Raw genomic sequence first — 21,247 nt, 5'->3', positions numbered from 1 at the left:
CAAAAAGAACATTGGAGCCGGTCATGGGCGATCTTCTAAAAGGCAAGCGCGGGCTTGTGATGGGGGTCGCCAACGACCGCTCCATCGCGTGGGGCATTGCGAAAGCCGCCGCAGCGGAAGGGGCCGAGCTGGCCTTTTCCTATCAGGGTGAGGCCTTCGGCAAGCGGGTCGAACCGCTTGCCGCCTCGGTCGGGTCGGATTTCCTGGTGGATGTCGATGTCACCGACGACGCATCGCTGGATGCGGCCTTCGCCAGCATCGGCGAACGTTGGGGCAAGCTGGATTTCCTGGTCCATGCCATCGCCTTTTCCAACAAGAACGAATTGACCGGCCGGTTCATAAACACCAGCCGCAGCAACTTCAAGCACAGCCTTGAGATCAGCTGCTATTCGCTGATCGAGGTCGCACGCCGCGCCCATCCGATGATGGCGGATGGCGGGTCGATCATCACGCTGACCTATGGCGGGTCGAACCGCGTGACGCCCTTCTACAACGTCATGGGCGTCGCCAAGGCCGCGCTGGAAAGCAGCGTGCGCTATCTGGCCAACGATCTGGGGCCTGACAACATCCGCGTGAACGCCATCAGCCCCGGCCCGATGAAGACGCTGGCCGGTGCCGCCATCGGCGGCGCACGCAAGACCTTCCGCCACACCGAGGCCAACGCCCCCATGCGCGCCAATGCCACGCTGGAGGCGATCGGCGGCACCGCCGTCTGGATGCTGTCGGATTGGGGCGCCTGCACCACCGGTGAAATCGTCACGGTCGACGGCGGCTATCACGTCCTCGGCATGCCGCAATCCGAGAATCTGTAAACAACCCCGGCCCCCTCGCGTCAGATGGAAAGGACAGCAATGCCCCATTTTCATGCCAGCGACGGGGCCAGGATCGCCTTCGACGATCAGGGTCAGGGCCTGCCGGTCCTGTGCCTTTCGGGTCTGACCCGCACCATGGCCGATTTCGACTATGTCGCCCCGCATCTGGCGGACGTCCGCGTGATCCGCATGGATTACCGCGGGCGCGGCGCATCGGAGTGGACCGGGGCCGCGACCTATACCGTCCCGCGCGAGGCGCGCGATGCGGTCGAACTGCTGGACCATCTGGGCATCGATCGTGCCGCCGTTCTGGGAACGTCGCGCGGCGGGCTGAATGGGCTGCTGATGGCTGCCACGGGGCATGACCGGATGCTGGGCCTCTGCCTGAACGATGTCGGCCCCGAGATCGCGCAGGGCGGGCTGCAGCGGATCTTCGACTATCTGGGCCGCAACCCCTCGGCCAAGACGCCCGAGGATCTGGCAGCGCGCCTGCCAGACCTGATGGCGGGCTTTGCAAATGTCCCCGAAGGCCGCTGGCTGGAGGATGTGCGCCGCCATTACCACGCCACGCCTGAAGGGCTGCGGATCAATTACGACCCTGCCCTGCGCGACGCCTTCCTTTCGGCATTCTCGGGCGATCCGGTCGATCTGTGGCCGCTATGGGATGCGACGGCGGGGATGCCTGTCGCGCTGATCCGGGGTGCGAACTCGGACCTGCTGTCACCTGAAACCACCGCACGGATGCAGCAGCACCGCCCCGACATGCTGCTGGCCGAGGTGCCGGACCGCGCCCATATCCCCTGGTTGGACGAGGCGCCCGCCCTTGCGGTCCTGGACCGCTGGCTGGACGCCTGTCGCGCGGCTTAACCGCCGATCGCGCTGAGCGCGAGGAAGACCGCCGCCGACAGGGCCGCCGCGGCGGGCACGGTGATGACCCAGGCTGCCGCGATCGTCATCACGTGCGAACGGCGCACCAGCTTGCGGCGGCTGCGTTCCTCGGGGCCGAGGCGGGGGCGTTCGGGGGTCATGCCCTGGGCTTTGCGCAGGCGACGCTCGGCGTCCCATTCGCGGAAGAAGCCGACGCCGAAGATCGCGCCCACCGCGATATGGGTGGAACTGACCGGCAGGCCCAGCCAGCTGGCCACGATCACCGTCAGCGCCGCCGACAGCGACACGCAATAGGCGCGCATCGGGTTCAGCTTGGTGATCTGGCTGCCGACCATGCGGATCAGCTTGGGCCCGAAGAGGAACAGCCCGAAGGACAGGCCGAAGGCGCCGATCAGCATCACCCAGAAGGGGATCGCGACATCGCCCTCGATCAGCCCCGACTGCGAGGCCTGCACGATGGCCGCCAGCGGACCCACGGCATTGGCGACATCATTGGCCCCATGGGCAAAGCTGAGCAACGCCGCCGAGACGACCAGCGGAATGCCGAACAGCACCTTCAGCGACTTGTTGCGGTTTTCCAGCCCGCGCGACTGGCGGCGGATGATCGGGATCATCGCCAGCCAGCATCCGATGCCCATGACCAGCCCGATCAGCAGCGCCATGCCGAAGCTGACGTCGACGACCTTCTTCAGCCCCTTCAGCGCCAGATAGGCCGAAAAGGCCCCCGCCATGATGCCGATCAGCACCGGCACCCAGACCCGGGCGGCGGCGATCTTGTCGTCGCGATAGATGATCCGCGCCTTGATGAACCACAAGAAACCCGCCGCGATCAGCCCGCCCAGCAGCGGCGAGATCACCCAGCTGGCCGCGATCTTGCCCATCATCGCCCAGTTGACGGCGGCAAAGCCTGCAGCCGCGATGCCCGCGCCCATGACGCCACCCACCACCGAATGCGTGGTCGAGACCGGCGCCCCGACCCAGGTCGCCAGGTTCACCCAAAGCGCCGATGACAGCAGCGCCGCCAACATCGCCCAGATGAAGATCTGCTGGGTGCCGATGCTGTCGGGCGCGATGATCCCCTTCGAGATTGTGCCGACCACATCGCCGCCCGCGATCAGGGCGCCGGCGGTCTCGAAGATGGCGGCGATGGCGATGGCGCCGCCCATGGTCAGCGCATTGGCCCCCACGGCGGGACCCATGTTGTTGGCCACGTCATTGGCGCCGATGTTCAACGCCATATAGGCCCCGAAGATGGCCGCCATGGACACGATCAGCCCGTTGCTGGCAGCGCCGAAGGCCATCAGCGCGCCAAGTCCCGCCAGCAGGACGAAGACCAGCGCGATCCCCGGCGCGACCAGCGGTCGCGACACGTAGGAGGTCGCCAGCTCCAGGTTGGAGAATCTGCCGAGATCGCGGTCGAGCGTATCCAGATGGCGGGCTTCAAGGTCGTTCTGGGCCATGATGTCCTCAAGGGGTATGGGGCAGCGGGTGCCTAGGCGCTATCGGAGGGATGATCAACCGGTGACGTGCCGAATGGCCGGCGGACAGCAGTTGCCCGCGCGGACGAACCGGCCGGAGGGCCCGGTTTCGTGACCATCGACGGCTTGGTTTTGCCTCATGTAATCCTTTTCATCGTCAATGAAACCCATTACATTGAACCAACCCCGGAGGAGAGGGGCCGAATGAGGAGGAACAGATGACGATCAACCCATGTGCACGGTTTGGCGGGATGGCCCTTTTGGCGATGACCGTCGCCGCACCGATGGCTCAGGCGCGCGAAACGGGCGAACTGCCGATCGCGGTCCAGATGTACACGCTGCGCGATCATGGCACCTTGGACGAACAGCTGGCCGCGGTGCAGGCCGCGGGTGTCACCGCCGTCGAGACGGTCGGCATGCAGGACACCGACGCCGAAACCCTGAAGGCCACCCTTGAGGCGCATGACATCGAGGCAATCTCGACCCATGCGCAACTGGCGGATCTGCGCGGCGACCTTGAAGCCGTCGTCGCCTTCAACAAGGCGATCGGCAACGACGTCATCACCGTCCCCTATCTGCCCGAGGATCAGCGCCCCACCGACGCCGCAGGCTGGACCGCCCTGGGCGAAGAACTGGCCGCCATCAGCGACAAGCTGGACGATCAGGACATGACGCTGGCCTATCACAACCATGACTTCGAGATGGCCGAATTCGACGGTCGCACCGCGCTGGAAATCCTGTTCGAGGCGGCAGGCGACGACGTCATGGCCGAACTGGACCTGGCATGGGTCGCCCGCGGCGGCCTTGACCCTGTCGAATACCTGGGCCGCTTCGACGACCGCGTCTTCGCCATCCACGCCAAGGACAACGCCCCCGAAGGCGAGGCCGAGGACGAGCGCGGCTTCAAGGCGCTTGGCGAGGGCGTGCTGGATTGGGACGCGATCCTGCCCGCCGCCGAGGAAGCCGGTGCCGAATGGTACATCATCGAACATGACCAGCCGATCGATGCGGCGCAGGTCGTGATGACCGGTGCCACCTTCCTGACCGAACACCTGCCGGACGGCGCGACGCGCTGAGAATCCTCCCCGCCGGACAAGTCACTTGGGCCGCGCGTGATGCGCGGCCCTTTTTCGTGGCTTACATCGGGCGGACCCAGATGTTGCGATAGCTGACGTCGGCATCGTGATCCTGCAACGAGATCGGCGCGCAATCATGCGCCTGATAGGCAGGATAGCCGATCCATTCCGTAGGCCCCTGTATCTGCGCATGGTTCTGCACGACGACGCCGTTGTGCAGAACCGTCACATAGGCCGGACGACGCAAATCCCCTTCGTCACCGAAGATCGGCGCCTGGAAGATGATGTCATAGCTTTGCCACTCCATCGGCGCGCGCGAGGCGTTCACCAGCGGCGGATGCTGCTTGTAGATCGAGGCCGGCTGGCCGTTCACATAGGTCGGGTTGTCCGACCCATCGAGGACCTGCACCTCGTAGCGTTCCTGCAGGAAGACGCCGCTGTTGCCGCGATCCTGCCCGTCGTGGCCCTGATCGTTGGCGGGCGAACGCCATTCGACGTGCAGCTGCACATCGCAGAAGCTGTCCTTGGTGCGGATGTCGCCCTTGCCGCGCGCGACGGACATGACGCCGTCCTCGACCAGCCATTCGGCGGCCCCGCCCTCCTTCGCCTCCCAAGCGTCGAGGTTGCTGCCGTCGAACAGCACCACTGCATCGGATGGCGGGGCGCCTTCGGGGGTCTGGACGGTTTCGGGGATGGGCTCCCAGATCTCGGTCACGGCGGATTTCGCGACGCGTTCCTCGCGGGCTTCCTGGGCGATGGCTGCGGTGCTGGTCAGGGCGATGCCGGCGGCGATGATGAATGTCGTTTCCATGAATGACCTATGGGGTTGGATAAAGATACGGCCCCGCGCTGGCGGGGCCGTGGAAGGCAGATCAGGTGGCCCAAGCAGGTTCGCCGTCGTAGTCCAGATCGCCGATGTATTCGCCCGGCACCGCCTCATAGCGCAGCACCTGGGTCGCGCCGACCTCGGATGTGAAGAACCCCATCAGTGTCAGCTGCTCGATGGGTGTGTACCAATGCAGCTTGGGCAGTGCCTCGGCCATCTCCGCCGTCGCGGCCTCGCCCGCCTGGTCGGCATTGGACTGCTGGTCCTGGCTCTGCTTGGCGCGTTCCTTGGCCTCCTCGACGAGTTTGGCCTGCGCCCGGGCATCGGGAACCACGCCCTGCAGGAAAGCCAGCCTTTCCTCGGGCGTCATGTCCAGGAAGGGGGTGCCCGTCGACTCGGCCTCGGACTTCAGCTGTTCCATGCCGGCGCGGAAATCGTCCTGTTCCTCCTTGGTGTAACAGTCGCTGACGAAGACGGTCATGAAGGCGCCCACGCCCGCATCCTTGGCACCGGGGGTGTCGGTGGCGGGGATGATCACCTCGGCGACCTCGTCCAGGAAGGCGGCGTCATCGTCGCTGAAGATGTTCGGGCCGGTTTCGGTCGGCAGATAGGCGAAGGCGCGATTGGCGCCGATCATGGCCGTTCCGGTCATGGCGGCGATCATGGTCAGAAGTTGGCGGCGGTTCATCACAGATCTCCTGCTTTGCGGGCCTTGACGGCGTGATCGACGGCGCGGGCGGTCAGCGCCATATAGGTCAGCGACGGGTTCACGCAGCTGGCCGAGGTCATGCAGGCCCCGTCCGTCACATAGACGTTCGGCGCGTCCCAGACCTGGTTGTGCGCGTTCAGGACCGAGGTCTTGGGGTCCTTGCCCATCCGCGCCGTGCCCATTTCATGGATGCCCATGCCGGGGGCGTAATCGCTTTCGGTGGGTCTGACGTCCTTGACGCCTGCCGCCTCGAAGATGTCGACGGCGTCCTGCTGCATGTCCTTGCGCATCTGACGCTCGTTCTCGCCCAGCTCGACGCTGATCTTCAGGACGGGCATGCCCCATTTGTCGGTCGTCGAATGATCCAGCGCGATATGGTTGGCATGATCGGGCAGCATCTCGCCGAAACCGGTCATGCCGATGGTCCAGTCGCCCGGACGCGACAGCGCCTCCTTCATGTCGGCACCGATGTTCAGCTCGGCGATCTCGCGCTTCCAGCCCTGGCGGCTGGCCGAACCCTGATAGCCGAAGCCGCGGGTATAGGGACGTTCCTCTCCGCCCAGGTTGCGGAAGCGGGGGATATAGAAGCCCGCGGGGCGACGGCCGAAGTAATACTTGTCGTCGAACCCCTCGACCCGGCCCTCGGCGCCGACGCGGAAATGGTGGTCCATGACGTTGTGGCCCAGCTCGCCCGAGGACGACCCGAGGCCGCCGTCCCAGACATCCGTGGCCGAGTTCATCATGATCCAGGTCGAATTGAAGCTGGAGGCGTTCAGGAACACCACGTCGGCGGTGTATTCATAGGTCATGTTGGTTTCGGCATCGATGATCTCGACGCCCTTGGCGCGCTTGGCATCCTTGTCATAGATCACCTGCCGCACGATCGAGAAGGGCCGCACCGTCAGGTTGCCCGTCGCCATCGCCACCGGCAGCGTCGCCGATTGGGTGCTGAAATAGGCCCCATAGGGGCAACCCAGCCAGCATTTGTTGCGATACTGGCAGTTGACGCGGTTCTGTTCCGGCTTAGGTTGGGTGATGTTGGCGCAGCGCGAATTGATCAGGTGGCGCGTGCCGCCAAAGGCCTTCTGCAGGCGCGCGGCCACGTCCTTTTCGACGACGTTCAGCGGGATGGGCGGCAGGAACTGGCCGTCGGGTAGCTGTTCAAGCCCCTCATTCTTGCCGGAAATCCCGGCAAAGCGTTCCACGTGGTCATACCACGGCGCGATATCGGCATAGCGGATCGGCCAGTCGGTCGCGATGCCTTCGCGGGCATTCGCCTCGAAGTCGATATCCGACAGACGATAGGTCTGACGCCCCCACAAGAGCGACCGCCCGCCGACGTGATAGGCGCGGAACCAGTCGAAGCGCTTTTCCTCGGTATAGGGGTTTTCCTGTTCGTCGGCCCACATGCCATAGGTCTGTTCGTTTAGCGGATAGTCGCGTTTCAGAACCGGGTAATTGTCCTTCATCTCGACCGTGGCGGTGCCGCGATGGGGGTAATCCCAGGCTTCCTTGTCGGCGTTCACGTAATCGGTCAGATGCTCGATGTTGCGGCCGCGTTCCAGCATCAGGACCTTCAGGCCCTTTTCGGTCAGTTCCTTAGCGGCCCAACCGCCGCTGATGCCGGAACCCACGACGATCGCGTCGTAATGCATGTTATCTGCCATCTGGCTGTCCTTTCGAAATCGCTTGATGCCTCAGACGTCACAGGTGCGGACGGCGTCGCGCAACGCGTCCGCAGCCTGCCGTCCCGTGCCCGAGGGGATGAATTCCTGCGCCACATAGCCTTGAAAGCCCGTGTCGCGGATGGCCCGGCAAATCGCCGGATAGTTCAGTTCCTGGCTGTCATCAGGTTCATTCCGCCCCGGATTACCCGCCGTGTGATAATGGGCGAACCATTCGTGGTAGTCGGTGATCGTGCGGATCACATCGCCCTCCATGATCTGCATGTGATAGATGTCGTAGAGCAGCCCGAAATTCGGCGACCCCAGACGTTTGCAAAGCGCCACCCCCCATGCGCTGCGGTCGCACATGTAGTCGGGGTGATCGACGCGGCTGTTCAGCAGTTCCATCACCAGGGTGACACCGGCTTCCTGCGCCTGCGGCAGGATCTGCGACAGGCCCGCCGCGCAGTTCTCCAGCCCCTGTTCGTCGCTGATCGACCCGCGATTGCCGCTGAAGCAGATCAGGTTGCGATAGCCCGCGTCGGCCACCAGCCGGATGTGATCGCCATAACGGCGGATCAATTCGTCATGGTTGGCGGGATCGGCCCATCCGGCTTCCAGGCTGATCTCAGCGCCGTTGCACATCGAACTGTCCAGCCCGTGTTCCTTCAGCACCGGCCAGTCGTCGGGGCCGCAAAGATCGATCGCCTTCAAGCCCATGTCGCGGGCCATCACGCAGAGATCGGCCAGCGGCATGTCGCCAAAGGTCCAGCGCGCGACGGAATGGTTGATGTTTCCCTTCAGCGCAGTGCTTTGCGCATGGGCCGTTCCGGTGGCGGCAAGCCCCGCCCCCAGGGCCGCGGCCCCCTGGAACAGATGGCGACGGCTAAGGCCGACCGGTGCGGCGATGCGATCCGACAGATCGGTCATGTCATCCTCCCTTCTTGGTCAATTCGCTTGTAACCGTTTACATCACAGGGCGGACGTCCCCTCCTCCAAGGGTCCGGTCCCTGCGACGCGAGGGGGCCCGCGCCGCAGATGGTCAGCCGATCAGTAGGGGCTGTCCTCGAAGTAGAAATCCTCGGCGTTCTCGGGCGTGATCAGCTGCGAGGCGATGATGAAATCGCCGCTGAAGGGCGCCCCCGAGGTCAGGCCCATCGCCGTCATCTCGATCGCGGTCGAGATCATGGCAGGCGGATAGGTCACGTTGACCGGCACCGTCTTGTCGTCGTTGCGGATGCGGTCGACCATTTCCTTCATGCCCGCGCCGCCGACGACGATCATCTCGTCATTTCGGCCCGCCTGTTCGATGGCGGCCAGGGCACCGACGGCCATGTCGTCATCGGCGGCCCAGACCGCGTCGATCTCGGGGAAGCGCGACAGGTAGTCCTGCATCAGGTTGAAGGCGGTATCACGGTTCCAGTTGCCGTGATCCATGGCCAGAACCTCGATCCCCGACCCTTCCAGCGCCGATTCGAAACCTGCGACGCGTTCGTTGTCCACGGTCGAGGCGATGCCGCGCATCACGACGATCTTGGCACCGTCGTCCAGCGTATCGGCGAAATAGGTGCCCGCCGTGCGACCGAAGCTGTCGTTGTCGCCCGCGACATAGAGATCCTCGATCCCCTCTTGCGCCAGGCCGCGATCGACGACCGTGACCCAGATACCGCTGTCGGCAATGCGCTGGATCGGCCCGGTCAGGGGTTCGGATTCAAAGGGCAGGACGACCAGCGCGTCGATGCCGCGGGTGGCGACCATATCCTCCAGGTCGGACACCTGCTGGCCGGGGTCGGATGTCGTGGTCAGCACGAAATCGAGGTCGGGGTTGGCTTCCTTCAACCGCTCGACCGTGCGTTCGGCATGAAAGTTCAGCGCCCCGGCCCAGCCATGGGTCGCCGCCGGGATCGATATCCCGATGGTTTCCGACAGCGCGGGCATGGCGGTCAGCCCGATCAGGGCAATGGTGGCGATCAGGGTCTTTCTCATGGTGGTCTCTCCTCCCACAGATGAAAATCAGCGCGCGGTGCCGGTGTTTCGCTGCAGCACGACGGCAAGAATGATGACGACGCCCTGGATGGCACCGTTCAGATAGGGGCTGACGACGTCGGTCAGGTTCAGCAGGTTGCCGATCAGCGACAGGATCAGCACGCCGACGACGGTGCCCCAGACGCGGCCGAAGCCCCCCTTCAGCAGCGTGCCCCCGATGATGACCGCGGCGATGGCCTCCAACTCCCACAGAAGGCCGGTGGTGGCGGATGCGGATCCGAGGCGCGGAACGTACATGACGACCGCGATGCCCACCAACAGGCCAAGCAGCACATAGGTCGCCAGCTTGACCCGCGTGACCGAGACCGAGGAATAGCGCGCCACCTTCTCGTTCGATCCGATGGCGGCGCAATGGCGGCCGAAGGCGGTGTGGCGCATGGTGATCTCGCCCAGAATGGCAAGGGCGGCAAAGACGATGATCGGCCAGCTGATCCCCATGATGCCGCCGTAATAGACGGGGCGATACATCTCGCGCATTTCATAGCCCAAGGACAGCGTGCCGCCATCGGCCAGCCATGTGACAAGGCTGCGATAGATGCCCATGGTGCCAAGCGTCAGGATGAAGGCCTCGATCCCCGCCCGCGTGATGAGGATGCCGTTGATGAAGCCTGCAAGGATGCCGACACCCAGCGCCAGCGCGATGCCGATCAGGATGACCGGAAGCCCCTGCCCCATGCTGTCGGTCAGCAGGTTCATCACCAGGATCATCAGGCCCGCGACGAAGGCCGCCATGGACCCGACCGACAGGTCCAGCCCGCCCGCGGTGATGACGAAGGTCATGCCGATGGCGATGATGCCAATGAAGGCTGACCGCGCCAGCACGTTCGTGATGTTGGCATAGCTGAGGAAGTTGGGGTTCAGCGCGATCCCGATCAGGATCAGCACTACCAGCGCCACGATGGGCGCGATGACCGGCAGGTTCTGCCGCATGTTGCGAAGGGTGCTCATGCTGCACTGTCCTTTGATGTTCCGTCCATGCCCATGGCCAGGCGCACGATGCCGCCCTCGGTGACGTCCGCACCCGCCAGTTCCCCCGCGATGCGTCCCGCATGCATGACCACCACGCGCGAGGCGAGGCCGATCAGCTCGGGCATTTCCGAGGAGATGACGATGATGCTGCGGCCTTCGGCGGCCAGCTTGGCGATCAGGGTATAGATCTGTTGTTTCGTGCCGATGTCGATGCCGCGCGTCGGTTCGTCGATGATGACGACCTGCGGGTTCGACAGCAATGTCTTGGCCAGCAGCAGCTTCTGCTGGTTGCCGCCCGAAAGGTCGCCCACCGCCATGTCGCGTGCAGGCGCACGGATGGCGAAATCCTCGATGGCGCGGTCCAGCGCCGCATCCTCGCGCTTGCGTTCGATCAGCGGGCTGCCGAAGGTTTCCAGCAGCGGTAGCGTCAGGTTTTCCCGCAGCGACTTGTCCAGCAGCAGGCCCGCGCCCTTGCGGTCCTCGGTCAGATAGGCCAGCCCCGCCTTCATGGCCTGTGCCACGTCGCCCGCAGGCAGGTCGCGGTCCATCAGCGTGACGGTGCCGCTGCGGGGGCGCAAACCTGCGATCGCCTCGGCCAGCTCGGTCCGGCCCGACCCGACCAGCCCGCCGATGCCCAGAACCTCGCCCTTGTGCAGGGTCAGGCTGGCGTCATCGACGATGCCCGGCACGGTGATGTTGCGCGCGGTCAGGATCGGTTCGTCGCTGCCCGTCAACTTGGGCGGGAACAGGTCCGACAGCTCGCGCCCGACCATGGCGGCGGCCATGTCATCCTCGGTCACATCGGCCGTCAGGTCCGACCGGACCATCGTGCCATCCCGCAGGACCGTCACACGGTCGGCGATGCGCTTGACCTCGCCCAGCTTGTGCGAGGTATAGAGGATCGCCACCCCTTCCGCGCGCAGGCGTTCGACCTGTTCGAACAGGATCTCGGTCTCGCGCTCGGTCAGGACGGCGGTGGGTTCATCCATGATCAGCACCCGCGCCTTGCGCGACAGGGCCTTGGCAATCTCCACCATCTGCTTGTCGGGAACCGAGATCCCCGACACCCGCGCGCCGGGATCGACCTTGCAATGCAGGCGCTTCAGCAGATCGGCGGTGCGCTGGCGCATGGACTTGTGATCCAGCCGCCAGCCCTTGGTCAGTTCGCGGCCCAGAAAGACGTTCTGATCGACCGACAGATGTTCGGCCAGGTTGAATTCCTGGTGGATCATGATGACGCCCAGATCCTCGGCCTGATCCGAGCCGCTGAACCCGATGGGCTTGCCGTCCAGCTTCACCTGCCCGCCCGTCGGGTCCAGGTAACCGGCCAGGATCTTCATCGTCGTCGATTTGCCCGCGCCGTTTTCTCCGATCAGGGCGTGAACCTCTCCGGGACGCAGGGCGAAATCGACGCCGTGCAGGATCTCGATGGGACCAAAGGATTTGGTGACGCCGTCCAGCGCCAGAACGGGATCGGTCATGGCATCACCTGCACCCAAGCCGCATCCGCATCGTTCGAGCGGATGCAGGCGTCGATGAAATACATGCCCTCCAGCCCGTCCTCGATCCCCGGCAGGGTGTCGGGGCGGGTGCCGCTGCGGATTGCGGCGGCCGCTTCGGCATAGATGTTGGCAAAGCCTTCCAGATAACCCTCGGGGTGGCCAGGGGGAACGCGGCTGCCCTCGACCAGGCTGCCGGGGCCTGCGCGGCGCAGCTTCTGCGTGGGTTTGCCGAAGGGGGTGAACCACAGGGTCTCGGGCGTCTCATGGGCCCACTCCAGCCCGGCCTTGTCGCCATAGACCCGCAGCTTCAGCCCGTTCTCCGTGCCCGGCGCGACCTGCGACGCCCAGAGCATCCCCTTGGCCCCACCGGCATAGCGCATCATGATATGCGCGTTATCATCCAGCCTACGACCGGGGACAAAGCTGGACAGGTCCGCCGCAAGCCGTTCGGGCAGCATGCCGGTGACGAAACGCGCCAATTGGAAGGCATGCGTGCCGATGTCACCGATGGCCCCGCCAGCGCCCGCCTTGGCCGGATCGGCCCGCCATTCGGCTTGCTTGCTGTCCGTGTCCTCGGTCAGCCAGTCCTGCGCATATTCGGCCTGCACCAGCCGGATCCGGCCCAGATCACCGCGCGCGATCATGGCACGCGCCTGGCGAATTTGCGGATAGGCGGAATAGTTGTGCGTCAGGATGAACAGCGCATCCGAGCCACGGGCCAGATCGGCCAGGGCGCGCGCCTGATCCAGCGTGGCGGTCATCGGCTTGTCGCAGATGACATGGATGCCTTGCGCCAGAAACGCCTTGGCGACCTGGAAATGCAGGTGGTTCGGGGTGCAGATGGAGACCGCCTGGATGCCGTCCGGACGCGCGGCTTCTTCGCGTGCCATGGTTTCGTATTTGCCATAGCTGCGGGCGATGCCGACCTCGGCCGCGCTGGCCGCCGCCTTTTCGGGGGTCGAGGACAAAGCCCCCGCCACCAGGTCGAACTGCCCATCCAGGCGCGCCGCGATGCGATGGACACTGCCGATCATGGCACCTGCGCCACCGCCGACCATGCCAAGGCGGATGGGGATATGTCGGTCCATGATCAAACCTCCAGCCCCAGCATCCGGCGGTTGGCGGCGTCATCGGCGCCGCCATCGGCGAAATCGTCGAATGCGCGGTCTGTGACGCGGATGATGTGGTCGCGCACGAAGGCCGCCCCTTCGCGGGCGCCGTCCTCGGGGTGCTTCAGCGCGCATTCCCATTCCACCACGGCCCAGCCGTCGAAACCCATCGTCGTCAGCTTGGAGAAGATCGCCTTGAAATCCACCTGCCCGTCGCCAAGGCTGCGGAACCGCCCGGCGCGGTCGATCCAAGGCTGATAGCCGCCATAAACGCCCTGCCGCCCGGTCGGATTGAACTCGGCATCCTTGACGTGGAACATGCCGATCCGATCGGCATAGATGTCCAGGTTCTGCAGGTAATCCAGCTGCTGCAGCAGATAGTGCGACGGATCGTAAAGCATCATCGCGCGGGGATGCTGGTCCAGGCGGTCCAGGAACATCTCGAAGGTGGCGCCGTCGTGCAGGTCTTCGCCGGGGTGGATCTCGAAGCAGATGTCGACGCCGCGGCTGTCGGCATGATCCAGGATCGGACGCCAGCGGGCGGCCAGTTCGTCGAAGGCGGCCTCGATCAGACCGGCGGGACGTTGCGGCCAGGGATAGAGATAGGGCCAGGCCAGCGCGCCGGAAAAGGCCGCCATCCGGTCCAACCCCAGATTGGCCGAGGCGTCGATGGTCTTGATGAGCTGATCGACCGCCCATTCCTGACGCGCCTTGGGATTGCCACGCAGCGCGGCGGGCGCGAAACCGTCGAACATTTCATCATAGGCGGGATGGACGGCCACCAGCTGACCTTGCACATGGGCCGAAAGCTCGGTGATGGCGATGCCGTTGGCCGCAGCCTGCCCCGCCAGTTCGTCGCAATAGCCGCGCGACCCGGACGCGCGGTCCAGATCCAGCAGCGCCCCTGCCCCCGACGGCACCTGCACCCCCAGGTAACCGCATCGCGCCGCCCAGGCCGTGATCGCGTCCCAGCTGTCGAATGGCGCGTCCGTTCCCACGAATTGCGCAAGGAACAGGCCGGGGCCCTTCATTGTCTGCATATGTCCTCCCTTGACCGCACGCCATGATCGCACCGCGATGATGTAATCGGTTTCATCAACGCTCTCACAGTCTGAAATGGTTTACAACAGCAATTTTTGCGCTATCCCTGATCCCCTTTTCAGCAGGAGCCATGCCCGCGTGTCAGAACCGTCCCGCCCCCCTCGCATCCATGATGTCGCCAGAGTGGCGGGGGTCTCGGTCGCGACGGTCAGCCGCACCATGTCGAACCCCGCCATCGTGTCCGAGGCGACCAGAAAGGCGGTCGAGGATGCGATCGCGGCCACCGGTTATACGCTGAACCTGACGGCGCGGAACCTGCGGCAGCAGCAGGTGGGCGGCGTGCTGGCGCTGGTGCCCAATATCGCTAACCCCTTCTTCTCGCAGATCCTGGCGGGCATCTCGACGGTGCTGCGTCAGCGCGGGCTCAGCCTGCTGGTCATGGATACGACCGCCGTGGGCGACCAGCCTGCGCTAGCGGTTCTTGGCCCCTATCTGAACCGGTCGCGGTCGGATGGGGTGATCGTCCTGGACGGCAGCCTCGATCCCGGGCTGTTCACCCGCCCCGGCTGCCCGCCCGTCGTGCAGGCCTGCGAATGGATCGAGGGGCTGGACGCCCCGCGCGTGCTGGCCGACAACGTCGAGGGGGGACGACTTGCCGCGCAGCATCTGACGGGCCTGGGACATCGCCGCATCCTGCACGTCACGGGGCCTGCACCGAATACGCTGACCGCATCGCGGCGGCAGGGATTTCTGCAGGGCCTGGCCCAAGCCGGCCTGCCCGCCCCCGGACCGAACGACAGCATCCGCGGCGATTTCGAGACAAGATCGGGCCTTGATGCCGTCCCGCGCATCCTGGCGATGGAACCGCGCCCCACCGCGATCTTCTGCGACAACGACGAGATGGCCATCGGCGTCATCCACGGGCTGAGCATGGCCGGGATCGCCGTCCCGCAGCAGATCTCGGTCATGGGGTTCGACAACATCGAGATGTCGGGATATTGCCTGCCGCCGCTGACGACCGTCCGCCAGTATCGCACGCGGCTTGGGCGCCGCGCGGCCGAACTGTTGCTGGCCCGCATGCAGGGCGATGACGACCGCCAGACCGTCATGCTGGACGTCGAACTGATGGAGCGTGCCAGCACCGCGCCGCCGCCCAAGGATGCATAACATTTGATACCTTGTCGCCCGAAGGCCAAGTTTCTACATTCGCCGCACGGATGACACCGTGTCAGCCGGGACAGGATGCAGATGCCAGCCGCGCAGATACCCGACACGTTGCGGGCGCAATTCACCAAGTCGCATATCGCGCTGTCGCTGGCGACGGCGCAAGACGACATGCCGCTGTGCCTGGTCAACGAAGGGTTCACCACCCTGTGCGGATACGATCAGGATCAGGTGCAGGGTCGCAACTGCCGGTTCCTGCAGACACCGCAGACTCCTGCCGAACAGGTGACCGCCATTCGCGATTTCCTGCACGACGGCGATGCCCACGACGGCCGGTTTCCGGTCCTGAACCGGACAAGGGACGGGCGGGACTTCATGAACCTCGTGTTCCTGTCGAAGCTGCGCCGCGCCTCGGGCGAGACGGTCTTCGTGCTGGCCTCGCAGTTCGACCTGAACAGGGCGCGGCGGAACGGTCGGCAGGCCGAGCATGACGCCAGCCTTGCGCGCAACGTCAACGACGTCAGGCGCGCCGCCGAACAGCTGGGCCTGATCATGGCCGATTCCGCCGAATTGATCGCGCGGTCGATCACGACACTAGCAAGGATCACGATCCGAGATGAATGACGCCACACCGACCTGGACGCAGCAGCGCCAAAGTTTCGCAGTCGTGGGCATCGGTGCCTCGGCCGGCGGGCTGGAGGCGCTGCAGGACCTGCTGCGCGATGCGCGGCGCGAGGATCCGGCGGCCTATGTCATCATCCAGCATCTGGACCCGACCCATGACAGCGTGCTGGCCGAACTGCTGGATCGCCGCACCGCCCTGTCTGTGCAGCAGGCGACCGAGGGCGAGCGTCTGCAGGCGGGATGCGTCTATACCATCCCCCCCGGCGTCGGCATGGCGCTGGAGGACGGCTGCATCCGTCTGACCGAATTCGACCAGCCCCGCGGGCTGCGCCGCCCCATCGACGATTTCTTCGAAAGCCTGGCCAAGGACATGGGGCCGGCCTCGGCCTGCGTCATCCTGTCGGGGACCGGCGCGGACGGCACGCTTGGGCTGCGGGCGATCAAGGAAAACGGCGGCATGTGCGTGGTGCAGGAACCGCGCACCGCACGCTATGACGGGATGCCGCTGTCGGCGGAATCCACGGGTCTCGTGGATTTCGTCCTGCCCCCCGAACGCATCGTCCCCGCCATCCTGCAGTTCTTCCAGTCCAGCGATACCGAACTGGCCGAGGATGCGATGCTGGCCGATGCCCGCGACATCTGCCAGCACCTGCTGGACCAGACCGGCCATGATTTTTCGGGCTACAAGATGTCCACGCTGGTGCGGCGCATCCGGCGCCGCCTTCAGGTGCTGAACATGACCAGCACCAAGGACTATCTGCGCCATCTGAAGCGCACGCCCGAGGAATGCGACGCGCTGCTGAACGAATTCCTGATCAACGTCACCCGCTTCTTCCGCGACCCTGAGATGTTCGAGACCCTGCGCGAGAAGGCCATCCGGCCCATGGTGCAGGCCGCCGACGGCGACGAGATCCGGGTCTGGGTTCCCGGCTGCTCCAGCGGCGAGGAAGCCTACAGCGTCGCCATGCTGATCGACGCCGAGATGCGCGCGGCAGGCGTCAGACCGCGGTTCACGGTCTTCGCGTCGGACATCGACCGGAAAATGATCGACATGGCCCGCGCCGGGACCTATCCGATCAGCGCGCTGGCCGACATCCCCGAGCCTTTCCGCCATGAATATGTCACCCATCGCGATGCGCTGATGCAGATCACGCCGCAGCTGCGCGACCGGGTGCGGTTTTCACTGCACAGCGTCCTGCGCGATCCGCCCTTCGCGCGGGTCGACCTGATCTCATGCAGGGACCTGCTGATCTATCTGGATGAATCCCTGCAGTCGCGGATCCTGCCGCTGTTCCATTACGCCATCCGCCCCGAGGGTTACCTGTTCCTGGGGCCGTCCGAAGGGGTGCGTCGCGAATCCGTGCATTTCACCGAATTGGACCGCCCTGCCCGACTGTTCCAGCGCGACGACAGCACCGCCCGGTTGCCGATGGACCTGCCGTTTTCCCGCCACGAGGCGGGCGACCGCAGCCGCAGTCCCGCGGCCCAGCCGCTGCGCGAACCCCTGTCCCAGAACGGTCAGTCGCAGGGCGCACAGCGTCGGGTGCTGGAACGCTTTGCGCCCGCATCGCTGCAGGTCTCGCGCTCGGGCGAGGTTCTGTGGTCGGCGGGCCGCCTTGGCCGCTTCCTGTCGGTCGATCCGACGGCGCGCAAGCCGGTGCTTGCAGCCTCGATCGTGCATTCGGGGCTGAAGGACGCCGTATCGCAAGCGCTGGAACAGGTCGCATCGACAGGGCGCGCGGTCGTGGTGCGCGATCTGCTGTCGCGGTCGGACATGGGCGCGCAACCCGTGACGCTGTTTGCCGAACCCCTGGCCGATCGCAGCATCCTTCTGGTCTTCTCGGAAACCGGCGATTACCGCGCCACGCCCGAAAACGACGATCTGGACGAACTGCACGTCCGCGAGTCGCGCAACGACCTGCTGGAAGAAGAACTGCGCCGGATGCAGATCGAGCTGAACGGCACCGTCGAGGAGTTGGAGACCACCAACGAGGAGCTGAAGAGCTCGAACGAAGAAATGATGTCGATGAACGAGGAGCTTCAGTCCACGAACGAGGAGTTGAGCACCGTCAACGACGAATTGAAATCCAAGATCGACGATCTGACGGCGGCGAATTCCGACCTGCAGAACTTCTTTCTGGCGACCAAGATCCCGCTGCTGGTGGTGGATCGCGACGTGCGGGTGCGCAACTTCACCTCGGCCGCGACGCAGATCTTCCCGCTGCGGAAATCCGATCACGGGCGGCCCCTTGCCGATGTCTCGAACGTCTTCGCCAGCGACACGCTGCTGAAGATGGCCAGCGAGGTCGCTTCGACGGGCGATCCCGCCAGCACCGAACTGACCGAGGCCGGCCGCGACCGTGTCTGGCGCGTCGACGCCAAGCCCTATCGTGGGCTGGACGGCCATCTGGACGGTGCCATGCTGGTCTTCGAGGATGTCAGCGACCTGCGCGATCTGCGCGTCGAGATCGAACGCCAGGAAGAACGCCTGAATTCCGTCCGTTCGCTGGCCCGTATCGCCGTCTGGCAGTTCGACACCCTGACGCAGACGCTGACCATCGACGACAGCTCGAACCTTCTGGGCATCGGACGGACCGCCGAACTGCCCTTGTCGGCCTTTGCCGGGTTGATCGCGCCCGGGGACCGCGACGGGTTGATCGAGGATCTGACCGCCTGCGGCGAGGGGCGCGACTTCCGCCGGGTCATCGCGCCCTCTTCGAACGCCCTTTCGGACGTGCTGCTGGAAGCGGCCGGTCAGGCCTTCGGATGCGAAGGGGAAAAGCCGCGCGTGCTGGGCGTCATGGTCGATGTGACCTCGGCGCAATCGGCGGCCAAGCTGCGCGAGGCGGTGATTTCCGAGATGGATCATCGGGTCAAGAACCTGTTCACCCAGATCTCGGCCATGCTGCGGATGGCCGCGCGCGAGACCGATGACGCCCAAGAGGTCGTGTCCGAGGTTTCCAGCCGCATCAGCGCCCTGTCGCGGTCCCACGGGCTGACGACCGCGCGGGGCCGGAACGAACATGTGCTGATCGAAAGCCTGGTCAAGACCACGCTGGCCCCCTATCGCGGCGCGCGTGTCGAACTGAGCGGCGATCAGACCGTCATCCAGCCCAGGCAGGTCGTGCCTCTTTCGTTGATCCTGCACGAACTGGCGACCAATGCTTTCAAATACGGGGTGCTGGGCCATGTGAAGGGCCGGCTGACGGTATCCTGGCAGCAGAGCGGCGATCAGATCACGCTGGACTGGACCGAGACCTATGACGAGGAGCAGTCCGATCAGGGCGAGGGCGGCGGCTTCGGTTCGGTCCTTCTGGAGGGTGCGGCGGCCCAGGTCGGCAGCGAACTGGATATCGAACAGACGGCCACCTGCCGCCGCACGCGGCTGGAATTCAAGGGCGCCTCGGACTAGGGCGCCCTGTCGCCACCTTGGGCCAGCATGTCGCGCACCTGACGCAGGTGGTTGCGCACCAGCTGCGGGATCTGTTCGGTGGTGATCGCCTCGTCGTCGCCCCATTGCATCATCGCCTCGCAGAAGGCGCGAACGGCCAGGTCGCCCAGCAGCTGGGCGGTGATCCGCCCATCGGGGCCCAAGCGACGCTCCAGCAATGCGGCCAGTTCCTGCGCAATCTGATCCATCGAATCGCGAAAGACGATCGCCAGCTCGGGCGAGGCTTCCGAGAGGCGATAGATCATGCGGATCAGATCGCGTTCGGGGACGTCGTTGAACAGCAGATCGGTCATGATCGTGACCAGATCCTCGATCAGGGGGTTGTCCGAAGTGACGATCCATTCGTTGTCAGCGGCCTTCAGCACCGGCGGCTCGCCGACGATCGCGGCCTGCTTGTTGTTGTAGTAGTTGAAGAAAGTGCGCGGGCTGATCCCGGCCTCGGTCGCGATGGCTTCGGTCGTGACCGAAGCGTATCCATGCCGGATCGACAGGCGCAGTGCTGCCAGCTGGATGTCGCGCGCAGTCTGTCGGCGACGCCTGTCACGTAGATCGGTGGTCATATTCCGTGCATTCCCCCTATGCGGCGAAAGCAAACATTGCACACTCGGCAATAATATGCAATCAGCGCGCAACAGTGGCGCCCACGGCGGGCAGAATTCGGGACATCGGACGATGCACAAGATCAAACTCTCGACCGGCGCCGCCATGGCGGCCGCCATGTTTCTGGCCTGGCCCGCGGCGGCACAGGCGCCCGGCGGCATGCCCCCCAAGCAGGTGGGCGTGGTCACGCTGAAGCGACAGGACGTGCCGCGCATCGTCACCCTGCCGGGCCGCGCCGTCGCCGCATCGGACGCCGAGATCCGCCCGCGCGTCAGCGGCATCGTGACCGATATCGTCTATGATCCCGGCAAGCGGATCGAGGCCGGTGCCCCGATGTTCACCATCGAGGAGACGACCTATCAGGCGAACCTGGCCAGCGCCGAGGCGCAGGTGTCATCGGCGCAGGCGCAGGTGACGCAGGCGCAATCGTCCTATGACCGGACGCGCAAGCTGCTGGGATCGGGAACGACGCAGGCGCAGGTGGAAACCGCCCTTGCCACGCTGGACCAGGCCAAGGCGACACTGCAATCGGCCGAGGCCGCGCGCACGCTGGCGCAGGCCGATCTGGACTGGACCACCGTCACCAGCCCCATCGCGGGCATCGCCAGCGTCGCCGACATCTCGGTCGGCGATCTGGTCACGGCCAATCAGGCCGATGCGCTGGCCACCGTGACACAGCTGGACCCGATCGAGGTGGATATGTACGAACCCTCGTCGCGCATCCTGAACGTGCTGGACGACATCAGCGACGGTCGCCTGACGCTGAGCGAGTCGCTGAACGCCACGCTGACGCTGGAAAACGGCCGCACCTATCAGGCCGTGGGCGAGATGGTCGCGCCCGGCGTCACCGTCTCGACCTCGACCGGGGCCATCGACACGCGCTTCCGGTTCGAGAACCTCGACAACCTGATCCTGCCGGGCATGTTCCTGCGCGGTCAGGTCGAACTGGGCACCACCTCGGCGATCCTGGTGTCGCAATCCTCGGCAAAGCGCGACAAGGTCGGCAATCTTTCGGCATGGGTGGTCGAGGACGGCAAGGTCAGCCAGCGCCAGCTGACCGAGGAAGGCAGCTATCGGCAGCAGTGGATCGTGACCGAGGGGCTTGAGGATGGCGACATCCTAGTGGCTGACGGCCTGACCGGCCTGCAGGAGGGCATGGAGGTCGCCACCGTCCCCGTGACCTTCGACGAGGAAGGCGTCGTCCGCGAAGTGGCCGACGACAAGCCAGCCGAGGGCGACGCCCCCCCAGCAGATGACGCGGCCCAGCCCGCCGACGCGACGGAGTAAC

Annotated in this window: 18 protein-coding genes; 7 read left to right on the top strand and 11 right to left on the bottom strand. The window is 65.2% G+C overall.

Translation table 11 applies throughout. The features are described 5' to 3' along the window. Nucleotides 1-23: 23 nt before the first annotated feature. Nucleotides 24-812, top strand: coding sequence for an enoyl-ACP reductase FabI (locus DDE75_RS04010; protein WP_108501333.1), 789 nt, complete (start codon nt 24-26; stop codon nt 810-812). 39 nt (nt 813-851) lie between these two features. Continuing rightward, entirely contained in the window at nt 852-1,679 is an 828-nt protein-coding gene (locus DDE75_RS04005) for an alpha/beta fold hydrolase (RefSeq protein ID WP_108501100.1), read from the top strand. Here the strand turns inward: DDE75_RS04005 and DDE75_RS04000 are convergent. Next, nucleotides 1,676-3,160 carry an inorganic phosphate transporter gene (locus tag DDE75_RS04000; protein WP_108501099.1) on the bottom strand — a complete coding sequence of 495 codons (1,485 nt, stop codon included), beginning with the start codon at nt 3,158-3,160 and terminating at the stop codon, nt 1,676-1,678. The two genes, DDE75_RS04005 and DDE75_RS04000, sit on opposite strands and share 4 nt — an antisense overlap. Before the next feature lie 236 nt (nt 3,161-3,396). On the opposite strand from DDE75_RS04000, the gene DDE75_RS03995 reads away from it, so the two are divergent. Next, entirely contained in the window at nt 3,397-4,254 is an 858-nt protein-coding gene (locus DDE75_RS03995; RefSeq protein ID WP_245894609.1) for a sugar phosphate isomerase/epimerase family protein, read from the top strand. A 61-nt stretch (nt 4,255-4,315) separates the two neighbouring features. Here DDE75_RS03995 and DDE75_RS03990 read toward each other — a convergent pair whose 3' ends face one another. From DDE75_RS03990 to DDE75_RS03950, 9 genes are all read right to left on the bottom strand, one after another. Then, a complete protein-coding gene (locus DDE75_RS03990; protein WP_108501097.1) occupies nt 4,316-5,065 on the bottom strand; it encodes a 3-keto-disaccharide hydrolase in 750 nt (249 codons plus the stop codon). A 61-nt stretch (nt 5,066-5,126) separates the two neighbouring features. Further along, the gene (locus tag DDE75_RS03985; RefSeq protein ID WP_108501096.1) at nt 5,127-5,768 is read right to left on the bottom strand and encodes a gluconate 2-dehydrogenase subunit 3 family protein; all 642 of its coding nucleotides are present in this window, start codon (nt 5,766-5,768) and stop codon (nt 5,127-5,129) included. Next, entirely contained in the window at nt 5,768-7,456 is a 1,689-nt protein-coding gene (locus tag DDE75_RS03980; RefSeq protein ID WP_108501095.1) for a GMC oxidoreductase, read from the bottom strand. Before DDE75_RS03980 ends, DDE75_RS03985 begins: the two co-directional genes overlap by 1 nt. A gap of 30 nt (nt 7,457-7,486) precedes the next feature. Then, nucleotides 7,487-8,383 carry a hydroxypyruvate isomerase family protein gene (locus DDE75_RS03975; protein ID WP_108501094.1) on the bottom strand — a complete coding sequence of 299 codons (897 nt, stop codon included), beginning with the start codon at nt 8,381-8,383 and terminating at the stop codon, nt 7,487-7,489. Nucleotides 8,384-8,503: 120 nt separating this feature from the next. After that, entirely contained in the window at nt 8,504-9,439 is a 936-nt protein-coding gene (locus DDE75_RS03970) for an ABC transporter substrate-binding protein (protein WP_108501093.1), read from the bottom strand. A 27-nt stretch (nt 9,440-9,466) separates the two neighbouring features. Continuing rightward, the gene (locus DDE75_RS03965; protein WP_108501092.1) at nt 9,467-10,447 is read right to left on the bottom strand and encodes an ABC transporter permease; all 981 of its coding nucleotides are present in this window, start codon (nt 10,445-10,447) and stop codon (nt 9,467-9,469) included. After that, complete coding sequence (locus DDE75_RS03960; protein WP_108501091.1) at nt 10,444-11,949, bottom strand: sugar ABC transporter ATP-binding protein; 1,506 nt, start codon at nt 11,947-11,949, stop codon at nt 10,444-10,446. The genes DDE75_RS03965 and DDE75_RS03960 overlap by 4 nt, the downstream gene beginning before the upstream one ends. After that, nucleotides 11,946-13,058 carry a Gfo/Idh/MocA family protein gene (locus DDE75_RS03955; protein WP_108501090.1) on the bottom strand — a complete coding sequence of 371 codons (1,113 nt, stop codon included), beginning with the start codon at nt 13,056-13,058 and terminating at the stop codon, nt 11,946-11,948. Before DDE75_RS03955 ends, DDE75_RS03960 begins: the two co-directional genes overlap by 4 nt. A gap of 2 nt (nt 13,059-13,060) precedes the next feature. Next, nucleotides 13,061-14,119, bottom strand: coding sequence for a sugar phosphate isomerase/epimerase family protein (locus DDE75_RS03950; protein WP_108501089.1), 1,059 nt, complete (start codon nt 14,117-14,119; stop codon nt 13,061-13,063). 139 nt (nt 14,120-14,258) lie between these two features. Here DDE75_RS03950 and DDE75_RS03945 point away from each other — a divergent pair, with 139 nt between their 5' ends. From DDE75_RS03945 to DDE75_RS03935, 3 genes are all read left to right on the top strand, one after another. Further along, nucleotides 14,259-15,287: a LacI family DNA-binding transcriptional regulator gene (locus DDE75_RS03945; protein WP_211659293.1), complete on the top strand. Its 1,029-nt coding sequence runs from the start codon at nt 14,259-14,261 to the stop codon at nt 15,285-15,287. Nucleotides 15,288-15,362: 75 nt separating this feature from the next. Then, the gene (locus DDE75_RS03940; protein ID WP_108501087.1) at nt 15,363-15,908 is read left to right on the top strand and encodes a PAS domain-containing protein; all 546 of its coding nucleotides are present in this window, start codon (nt 15,363-15,365) and stop codon (nt 15,906-15,908) included. Next, on the top strand, nt 15,901-19,320 hold the full coding sequence (locus DDE75_RS03935) for a chemotaxis protein CheB (protein WP_108501086.1): 3,420 nt from the start codon (nt 15,901-15,903) through the stop codon (nt 19,318-19,320). The genes DDE75_RS03940 and DDE75_RS03935 overlap by 8 nt, the downstream gene beginning before the upstream one ends. Here DDE75_RS03935 and DDE75_RS03930 read toward each other — a convergent pair. Next, the gene (locus tag DDE75_RS03930; protein WP_162798894.1) at nt 19,317-19,919 is read right to left on the bottom strand and encodes a TetR/AcrR family transcriptional regulator; all 603 of its coding nucleotides are present in this window, start codon (nt 19,917-19,919) and stop codon (nt 19,317-19,319) included. The two genes, DDE75_RS03935 and DDE75_RS03930, sit on opposite strands and share 4 nt — an antisense overlap. Before the next feature lie 112 nt (nt 19,920-20,031). Here DDE75_RS03930 and DDE75_RS03925 point away from each other — a divergent pair, with 112 nt between their 5' ends. Further along, nucleotides 20,032-21,246 carry an efflux RND transporter periplasmic adaptor subunit gene (locus DDE75_RS03925; protein ID WP_108501084.1) on the top strand — a complete coding sequence of 405 codons (1,215 nt, stop codon included), beginning with the start codon at nt 20,032-20,034 and terminating at the stop codon, nt 21,244-21,246. The last annotated feature ends 1 nt before the right edge of the window (nt 21,247 follow it).

The sequence above is a fragment of the Paracoccus indicus genome (assembly GCF_003056335.1).
GTDB classification, from domain to species: Bacteria; Pseudomonadota; Alphaproteobacteria; order Rhodobacterales; family Rhodobacteraceae; genus Paracoccus; species Paracoccus indicus.
The sequence above is the reverse complement of the archived record's forward strand: the minus strand, read 5'-3'. Positions and strand labels throughout refer to the sequence as shown.

Bases quoted from the DNA above. Each gene is read 5' to 3' on its own strand.
- DDE75_RS04010 (WP_108501333.1), top strand. From the start codon at position 24: ATGGGCGATCTTCTAAAAGGCAAGCGCGGGCTTGTGATGGGGGTCGCC.
- DDE75_RS04005 (WP_108501100.1), top strand. From the start codon at position 852: ATGCCCCATTTTCATGCCAGCGACGGGGCCAGGATCGCCTTCGACGAT.
- DDE75_RS04000 (WP_108501099.1), bottom strand. From the start codon at position 3,160: ATGGCCCAGAACGACCTTGAAGCCCGCCATCTGGATACGCTCGACCGC.
- DDE75_RS03995 (WP_245894609.1), top strand. From the start codon at position 3,397: ATGACGATCAACCCATGTGCACGGTTTGGCGGGATGGCCCTTTTGGCG.
- DDE75_RS03990 (WP_108501097.1), bottom strand. From the start codon at position 5,065: ATGGAAACGACATTCATCATCGCCGCCGGCATCGCCCTGACCAGCACC.
- DDE75_RS03985 (WP_108501096.1), bottom strand. From the start codon at position 5,768: ATGAACCGCCGCCAACTTCTGACCATGATCGCCGCCATGACCGGAACG.
- DDE75_RS03980 (WP_108501095.1), bottom strand. From the start codon at position 7,456: ATGGCAGATAACATGCATTACGACGCGATCGTCGTGGGTTCCGGCATC.
- DDE75_RS03975 (WP_108501094.1), bottom strand. From the start codon at position 8,383: ATGACCGATCTGTCGGATCGCATCGCCGCACCGGTCGGCCTTAGCCGT.
- DDE75_RS03970 (WP_108501093.1), bottom strand. From the start codon at position 9,439: ATGAGAAAGACCCTGATCGCCACCATTGCCCTGATCGGGCTGACCGCC.
- DDE75_RS03965 (WP_108501092.1), bottom strand. From the start codon at position 10,447: ATGAGCACCCTTCGCAACATGCGGCAGAACCTGCCGGTCATCGCGCCC.
- DDE75_RS03960 (WP_108501091.1), bottom strand. From the start codon at position 11,949: ATGACCGATCCCGTTCTGGCGCTGGACGGCGTCACCAAATCCTTTGGT.
- DDE75_RS03955 (WP_108501090.1), bottom strand. From the start codon at position 13,058: ATGGACCGACATATCCCCATCCGCCTTGGCATGGTCGGCGGTGGCGCA.
- DDE75_RS03950 (WP_108501089.1), bottom strand. From the start codon at position 14,119: ATGCAGACAATGAAGGGCCCCGGCCTGTTCCTTGCGCAATTCGTGGGA.
- DDE75_RS03940 (WP_108501087.1), top strand. From the start codon at position 15,363: ATGCAGATGCCAGCCGCGCAGATACCCGACACGTTGCGGGCGCAATTC.
- DDE75_RS03935 (WP_108501086.1), top strand. From the start codon at position 15,901: ATGAATGACGCCACACCGACCTGGACGCAGCAGCGCCAAAGTTTCGCA.
- DDE75_RS03930 (WP_162798894.1), bottom strand. From the start codon at position 19,919: ATGACCACCGATCTACGTGACAGGCGTCGCCGACAGACTGCGCGCGAC.
- DDE75_RS03925 (WP_108501084.1), top strand. From the start codon at position 20,032: ATGCACAAGATCAAACTCTCGACCGGCGCCGCCATGGCGGCCGCCATG.